This is a genomic window from uncultured Nevskia sp., from assembly GCF_903885465.1.
Taxonomy (GTDB): Bacteria; Pseudomonadota; Gammaproteobacteria; order Nevskiales; family Nevskiaceae; genus Nevskia.
Genome location: NZ_CAISIQ010000123.1, coordinates 1 through 7,133, shown reverse-complemented (window position 1 = coordinate 7,133; position 7,133 = coordinate 1). Strand labels below are relative to the sequence as shown.

At 65.0% G+C, this 7,133-nt stretch carries 9 protein-coding genes; 4 read left to right on the top strand and 5 right to left on the bottom strand.

What is annotated here, in order from left to right:
- Positions 1 to 517 (top strand): TCP-1/cpn60 chaperonin family protein (locus tag QZY06_RS04540; RefSeq protein ID WP_295680775.1); only part of this gene is annotated, 517 nt, incomplete at its 5' end.
- Between the two features lie 110 nt (positions 518 to 627).
- On the opposite strand, the gene QZY06_RS04535 is transcribed toward QZY06_RS04540, so the two are convergent.
- Entirely contained in the window at positions 628 to 864 is a 237-nt protein-coding gene (locus tag QZY06_RS04535; RefSeq protein WP_295680772.1) for a TIGR02450 family Trp-rich protein, read from the bottom strand.
- A 130-nt stretch (positions 865 to 994) separates the two neighbouring features.
- On the opposite strand from QZY06_RS04535, the gene QZY06_RS04530 reads away from it, so the two are divergent.
- Complete coding sequence (locus QZY06_RS04530; RefSeq protein WP_295680770.1) at positions 995 to 2,263, top strand: Hsp70 family protein; 1,269 nt, start codon at positions 995 to 997, stop codon at positions 2,261 to 2,263.
- Between the two features lie 3 nt (positions 2,264 to 2,266).
- On the opposite strand, the gene QZY06_RS04525 is transcribed toward QZY06_RS04530, so the two are convergent.
- The gene (locus tag QZY06_RS04525; protein WP_295680767.1) at positions 2,267 to 3,076 is read right to left on the bottom strand and encodes a hypothetical protein; all 810 of its coding nucleotides are present in this window, start codon (positions 3,074 to 3,076) and stop codon (positions 2,267 to 2,269) included.
- Between the two features lie 190 nt (positions 3,077 to 3,266).
- Here QZY06_RS04525 and QZY06_RS04520 point away from each other — a divergent pair, with 190 nt between their 5' ends.
- The gene (locus tag QZY06_RS04520; RefSeq protein WP_295680764.1) at positions 3,267 to 4,298 is read left to right on the top strand and encodes a 2-dehydropantoate 2-reductase; all 1,032 of its coding nucleotides are present in this window, start codon (positions 3,267 to 3,269) and stop codon (positions 4,296 to 4,298) included.
- A gap of 117 nt (positions 4,299 to 4,415) precedes the next feature.
- Here the strand turns inward: QZY06_RS04520 and QZY06_RS04515 are convergent, their stop codons facing one another.
- From QZY06_RS04515 to QZY06_RS04505, 3 genes are all read right to left on the bottom strand, one after another.
- Entirely contained in the window at positions 4,416 to 4,571 is a 156-nt protein-coding gene (locus QZY06_RS04515; protein ID WP_295680761.1) for a hypothetical protein, read from the bottom strand.
- Between the two features lie 170 nt (positions 4,572 to 4,741).
- Positions 4,742 to 5,644, bottom strand: coding sequence for an alpha/beta hydrolase (locus tag QZY06_RS04510; protein ID WP_295680758.1), 903 nt, complete (start codon positions 5,642 to 5,644; stop codon positions 4,742 to 4,744).
- Positions 5,645 to 5,744: 100 nt separating this feature from the next.
- Complete coding sequence (locus tag QZY06_RS04505) at positions 5,745 to 6,092, bottom strand: FKBP-type peptidyl-prolyl cis-trans isomerase (RefSeq protein WP_295680755.1); 348 nt, start codon at positions 6,090 to 6,092, stop codon at positions 5,745 to 5,747.
- Positions 6,093 to 6,217: 125 nt separating this feature from the next.
- On the opposite strand from QZY06_RS04505, the gene QZY06_RS04500 reads away from it, so the two are divergent.
- Complete coding sequence (locus QZY06_RS04500) at positions 6,218 to 7,075, top strand: PA4780 family RIO1-like protein kinase (RefSeq protein WP_295680752.1); 858 nt, start codon at positions 6,218 to 6,220, stop codon at positions 7,073 to 7,075.
- The last annotated feature ends 58 nt before the right edge of the window (positions 7,076 to 7,133 follow it).

Below are 7,133 nucleotides of genomic sequence, written 5' to 3'. Positions count from 1 at the left end.
CGTTGCCGTGATCAAGGTCGGCGCTGCCACCGAGATCGAGATGAAGGAAAAGAAGGCTCGCGTCGAAGATGCGCTGCACGCCACCCGTGCGGCCGTTGAAGAAGGCATCGTCGCCGGCGGCGGCGTGGCCCTCGTGCGTGCTGCCAAGGCGCTGGAAAAGCTGAAGGGCGCAAACGACGACCAGACGGTCGGCATCCGCATCCTGCACCGCGCGATCCAGGAGCCGCTGCGTCAGATCGTCAAGAACGCCGGCGGCGAGCCGTCGGTCGTGCTGAACAAGGTTGCCGGTGGCAAGGATTCGTACGGCTACAACGCCGCCAACGACACCTACGGCGACATGATCGAAGCCGGCATCATCGACCCGGCCAAGGTCACCCGTCTGGCGCTGCAGAACGCCGCCTCGGTTGCAGCGCTGCTGCTGACCACCGAAGCGATGATTGCTGAACTGCCGGCCAAGAACGAAGGCCCGCAGATGCCGGCTGGCGGCGGCGGCATGGGCGGCATGGGCGACTTCTAAGCGATCGCTTCAACATCGCTTGAAGCTGTCTGAAGTTGCTTGAAAGGGCCGGGGCATCGCGAGATGCCCCGGCTTTTTTGTGCCTGCCGTTCCGTCAGATCCGGAACGATTCAGAGCCAGCCGCGACGCCACACTGCAGGATCGGTCAGCGCACGCCAGGGCAGGACCTGCACGCGGCCGGAATGCACGGCCTGAAGTTCGATGTCGGTGATCATCGTCGCTGGCGGTTCCGGCTCGATCACTTTGATGACGATGAAGTGCTTTTCCTTGTTCGCCGGCTGCGCCGCCGTCCATTTGCTCAGGTGCAGTTTCTTCGGGCTGAGCGGCGTCGGGTCGGGCTGGGTCATCGTCGGATGAGTGTAAGCGGCCTGCGTCCGGTCAGCCGTCATCGCAGTCGACCTCAGGGCGGGTAAACTGCGCGGCCGTTTTCCGCGCCGGGCCGCAAGGCTCGTTGCGTGGCATCACCCGTAGCCCGCCATGACTTCCTACGCTGCCATCGACTTCGGCACCTCGAACTCCGCCGTCTGCATCGGCACCGCTGAAAACCGGTCCGAAGGTGCACATCTGGTGCCGCTCGAAGGCGAGCGAGAGACCCTGCCGACCGCAGTGTTCTTCAACGCCGACGAGCATCACGTCGCTTACGGCCGCCAGGCGATCAGCGAATACCAGGCCGGTTATGGCGGCCGCTTGATGCGCTCGCTGAAAAGCCTGCTCGGCAGCGAACTGATCAACGAGACGACGATCATCGAAGGCCAGCCAGTGGCCTATCGCGACATCATCAGCCGTTTCCTCAATCACCTGAAGCGCTGTGCCGAAGCAGCTGCTGGCGGCGAACTGAGCCACGTCGTGCTCGGCCGGCCGGTGCACTTCGTCGATGACAATCCGGAGCGCGACCAACTCGCCGAAACCACCTTGCGCGAGCTGGCCGAAGCGGTCGGCTTTCGCGATGTGCGCTTCCAGTACGAACCGATCGCCGCCGCGCTGGACTACGAACGCACGCTCGATCGCGACCGCCTGGTGCTGGTTGCGGACATCGGCGGCGGCACCTCGGATTTCTCGGTGGTTCGTCTCGGGCCGGAGCGCGCGCAACGCCTCGATCGCAGCGAGGACGTGCTCGCCAACGGCGGCATCCACATCGCCGGCACCGATTTCGATCAGTACCTGAGCCTGCGTTCGGCGATGACCTGCCTCGGCCTCGGCGCGCGCGGGCGAGGCGGCAAGCAGGTGCCGTCGCAGATCTATTTCGAGCTGTCGACCTGGCACCAGATCAACTTCCTGTACACGCGCAAGGCGCTGGCCAGTGCCGCGACCCTGGACATCTTCTACGACCAGGCCGTGCACCATCAGCGCTTGATGAAGGTGCTGCGCGAGCGCGAGGGGCATCGCATCGCCGGCCTCGTCGAAGACGCCAAGGTGCAGGTCGCCGAGGGCGGCAGCACGCGTCTCGATCTCGACTTCATCGAAGCAGGGCTCGGCATCGACGTCGACGGCGAGCTGCTGGCGCGTGCGATCGAAGTCGCCATCGACAAGATCGTGCAGACCGCAGTCGCCACGGTCGCCGACGCGGGCCTGACACCGGAAGCGATCGATGCGATCTATTTCACCGGCGGCTCAACCGGCATCCGTGCGCTGCGCGAGGCGCTGTCCGCTGCATTCGCGAAAGCCGACGCGGTCAACGGCGATCCATTCGCCAGCGTGGCGCGCGGCCTGGGTGTCTATGCGGCACGTTTGTTCAGCGCTGCTTGAGTCTTAAAGCCGGCGCAGCAGCCGGTCGCCCATCTCCCAGGTGCCAGCTGCGGTGTATGTCCACGAGGCGGTCATCTCGTAACCGAGCTGCCGCGAACTGAGGGTCAGCCGGCTGATGCCCGGGACCAGGGCGATCCCGCTGTCGGTGACTTTGCTGCTGGCTGCGGCACTGCCCGTGGCGCGCGGTAGCTGTACCTGCCAGGCACCGATCTCGGCATCGATGCCGATCCAGTCGAGATTGCCGTCGGCTGGACCACGAGCGATGAAGTTGCCGCGGGGGATCGCCAGACGGCGAATCCAGTCCATCAGCTCCGTACGTCCTTCGCCAGCGGCGACAAGCGTGCTGACAGAACCTGTGGAGACGGCGGTGGCCGCCGACGTTGCAGCCAGCGGGGCAGCAGCGGCTGCCAGCGGAACTGCAGCATCGAACTTCACCGCGGTGCCGCGCGCCACGTAGCTTTCCCAGCAACGGCTGGCCCAGCGGTTCTTTTCGTCCTTGGCGTGGCTCTCTTCGATGATGCCGTTGGCGCCCTTTTCCAGCGCCGCGAACTGCAGACGTTTGATCGCGTCTTCAGGGCTGGCCGAATCAGCGAACTCCCAGAACTGGCAGGAATGCGCTTCCACCGGGCCAACTACCACTGCCGAGGCCGGCGGCGCACTGCCGCCGACCGGGAACACCGCGATGCGCGCCGCAGCATCGAGTTCGGCCTGCGGCTTGTGATCGAGCCCGCGCTGCGGCACCAGCGGCGCGCAGGCAGTGACGAGGCTGGTGCCGATCAGGGCTGCGATCAGGCGAGTGCGGCGATAAGACATACCTTCCTCCGACGAACACTGTGCTGTCAGCCGAGTTGATTCAGGGCCGCTGCACCGGGGATGCACGTGGTATGCCAAATGCCGGTTTAGCGGCGGCAGCAGCCGTCGATCGCGCTTGCTGAAGTCCCCTATGATCGGGCCGCGATCGGCGGCGACAGACCCGCCTGCGAACCGAGCGAGAGGAGGACGCGTGCCGGGTGCTGTGAAAAGTGGTAACGAGCCGGAAATCTGTATCTACGGCGCCGGCAGCGTTGGCTGCTATCTCGGTGGTCGCCTGCTTGCGACCAGCGCGCGCCTGCACTTCGTCGGCCGTGCACGCATCCGCGACGAGCTGGCGCAGTACGGTTTGCTGAGTACCGATCTGCATGGGGCCGAGCATCGGGTCGCCCCCGGAACCGCGCGCTTCAATGTCGATCCCGACGCGGTTCGCACGGCCGATGTCGTGCTGGTCACGGTGAAGTCGGCGGCAACTGCACAGGCCGCGCGGGAATTGGCGCTGCGGCTGAAGCCTGGTGCGCTGGTGATCAGTTTCCAGAACGGCATCGGCAACGCGGAAGTCCTTCGAGCGCATTTGCCAGCGGTGACGGTGCTTGCCGGCATGGTGCCGTTCAACGTGCTGGCACGCGGGCAGGGACGTTTCCATCACGGCTCCGATGGCGCGCTGGCGGTACAGGCGCACGCTGCGCTTGCACCGCTGCTGCCGGCTTTCGAGCGCTGCGGTCTGCCCTTGATTCAGCACGCCGACATGCGCGCCGTGCAGTGGTCGAAGCTACTGCTGAACCTGAACAATGCGATCAATGCACTGAGCGGTTTGCCGTTGAAGGCAGAGTTGTCGCAACGCGGATTCAGGCGGTGTCTGGCCGCGGCGCAGCGCGAAACTCTGGCGGTGCTGAAGGCGGCGGACATTCCGCTGACCCGACTGACCAAGGTCAATCCGCAATGGCTGCCGATGCTGCTGTCGGTGCCGGACTTCTTGTTCACGCGGCTGGCGAAACAGATGGTGGCGATCGACCCCTTGGCGCGCTCATCGACCTGGGAAGATCTTGAAGCCGGACGAAGCACCGAAGTCGACTGGATCAACGGCGAAGTGGTGAAGCTAGCGGCAAAGCTGGGACGGGAAGCGCCAGTCAATGCGGCGCTGGTAGCGTTGGTGAAAGCGGCCGAGCGCGGCGGCCGGCGGGACTGGCGTGCTGACGAGTTGTACAGGGCAATCAGCCGGTAGCAAGCAGGGCTCAAAGCTTCTTGATCTCGGATGCTCCGGATACGAAGAAGCCCGGCACTGGCTTGTCAGTACCGGGCTTGGTGATGAGGAGAAGTTCTGCTGCGTGCCGGTGTCGGCTTAACGCGATGAGCCCTGACGGGACGGCGTGTTGGCGGCCGGCTGCTGGCCGGAAATCGACGGTGCCTTGAGGCGAGGGTGCTGGCCGGTCTGCTGCTCGCGCTGGCGTTCGGCGGCGGCGCGCAGGGCGCGGGATGCGGCGATCGAAATCATCATGGCTTCACTCCTTGGCGGCCCGGCGCGGGATGGCCGGTGTGAGCGAAAGACTGCGCCTGTCCACCACCGCTGGATGCTCGATCACGACGAACGCGCGGCTGCAGCGAACCAGCGGCGCTGACCGGAAATGGCCGGTAGCGCTCGCCGGATCGATGGTCCTGGCGAGCCGATTACTGCGTTGGCTGCAAGTGCTCGACGAACCAGTCGCGCGCGCCAGGGCCGGCGGTGGCGAAGTTGTCGATGTAAGCCGCGAAGTGGCCACCGGGCATGGTGATCAGCTTCTTCGGCTGACGCGCTTCTTCGTAGGCGGCCAGTGCGAGATCGGCAATGGTCAGATGATCTTCGCGCTGCACCAGCATCAGCAGCGGCGTCGGGCTGATCAGGGAGATATAGGCGCCGGGGTCGTACTCCATGAACATCTCGACCGAGCGCAAGGTCACTTCGTTGATCCAGGTGTCGGTGGCCCGGCCAGCGACGTTGACCATGAACTCGTAACTGTCGGCCGTCGGCAGGGCGCAGGGGCTGCCGTCATTGGAAACCACCGGCAGACGCACGGGCGGCTTGCCGAAGAAGCGATCGCGACGATCGGCATCGAACATCGCCCGCATGCCGGCCATCAGATGGGCCGGGATCACCCGTTGCGCATTGCGCGGGCCATCGACCAGCGGCACCTGCGACACCACGCACTTCACGCGACGATCGATCGCGCCGACCACCAGCACGTGGCCGCCGCTGTAGCTGGAACCGAACACGCCGATCCGCGAGGCATCGGTTTCCGGCAGGGTTTCAGCGAAGGTGATCGCGTCGCGATAACCGTTGATCTGCGCCCAGGGATCGATCTCCTGGCGCGGCTCGCCATCGCTGGCGCCGAGGTTGCGATGGTCGTAGACCAGCGAGGCGATGCCGGCTTGGGCGAACAGCTCGGCGTACTTGTCGAGAAAGATTTCCTTGGTCGCCGAAAAGCCGTGTGCCATGACCACGGTCGGCACCGGGCCGCTGACGCCATCCGGAAGGAAATGCCAGCCGCGCAAGGTGACGCCGTCGGTAGTCCTGAATTCGATGTTCTTGCGCATGCCGCTGCTCCTCGCTGTTTTGTAGTGTGCCGAGACTCGCGGGCCGCTCCCGGCAACGCCATACCCGATCGGGTGGCAAAACCGGGGCGAGGCTGGGCGATCAGACGCCGAGCAGTTCGACCTCGAACAGCAAGGTGGCATTCGGCGGAATCACGCCGCCGGCACCGCTGGCGCCGTAGCCGAGATCGGACGGAATCACCAGACGACGGGTGCCGCCCACCTTCATGCCCTGCACGCCTTCGTCCCAGCCGCGGATCACGCGGCCGCCGCCGAGCGGAAACGCGAACGGCTGGCCGCGATCCTTGCTCGAATCGAATTTCTTGCCGGCAACGCCGTCCTTGTACAGCCAGCCGGTGTAATGAACGCTGACCTTGTGGCCGGCCGCGGCTTCGGCGCCGGTCCCCTCGATGGTGTCTTCGTACTGCAAGCCGGATGGTGTGGTGATCATCGTGTTGTGTCCTGGGAATGACCTTGCGGTCGGGCGGCGAAGAATAACGGTCTGCGCGGTGCTTCGGACCCGTTCGATAGTCAGTGGATATCCAAATCGGCTCGGCGGATCGTTCACAATGAGCGATGAAAATCCCTCGCGGCCTCGAACCGCTGATCGAAGACGGCATCATCGACGCGGTGATCCGCCCTCTGAAGAGCGGCAAGGAAGCCTCGGTTTATGTCGTCGCCTGTGGCGCGATCATCCGCTGCGCCAAGGTTTACAAGGAAGCCGAGAAGCGCGGCTTCCACAAGCTCGCCGAGTATCAGGAAGGTCGCCGCGCCCGCGGCAGCCGCGACCAGCGAGCGATGGGCAAACGCTCCAAGCACGGCCGCAAGCAGCAGGAAGAAGCCTGGAAGAACGCGGAAGTCGACGCGCTGTACCGGCTCGAAGCGGCAGGTGTGCGGGTGCCGAAACCGCATGGCTATTTCGACGGCGTGCTGGTCATGGAACTGGTCGACGATGGCAACGGCGCACCGGCGCCACGTCTCAACGATGTGACGCCGACGCCGGACGAAGCGCGTGCCTGGCATGCCTTCCTGATGAATCAGATCGTGCGCATGCTCTGCGCCGGCCTGATCCACGGCGATCTATCCGAGTTCAATGTATTGCTCGGGCCGGATGGCCCGGTGATCATCGATCTGCCGCAGGCGATCGATGCCTCCGGCAACAACAACGCTTTCCGGATGCTGGCGCGTGATGTCGAGAACATCACCGCCTACTGCGGCCGCCAAGCACCGGAGTTGCGCAAAACCTGGTTCGCCCACGAGATCTGGGCGCTGTTCGAAGCCGCTGAACTGCGGCCGGACAGCGTGCTCACCGGTGAATTCACCTTCCCCGAAGGTGCGGCGGATGTCGACGGCGTGCTCGAACAGATCGAGGAAGCGCGCTGGGAAGCTGAAGCTCGCCAACGCGGCCGCGAGCAGGCTGAAGAAGAGGATTGATCGGAGTCGATCAGCGGAAGGCGTTCGCGTGCCGTCCGCTGCCATCACTTACAGATCG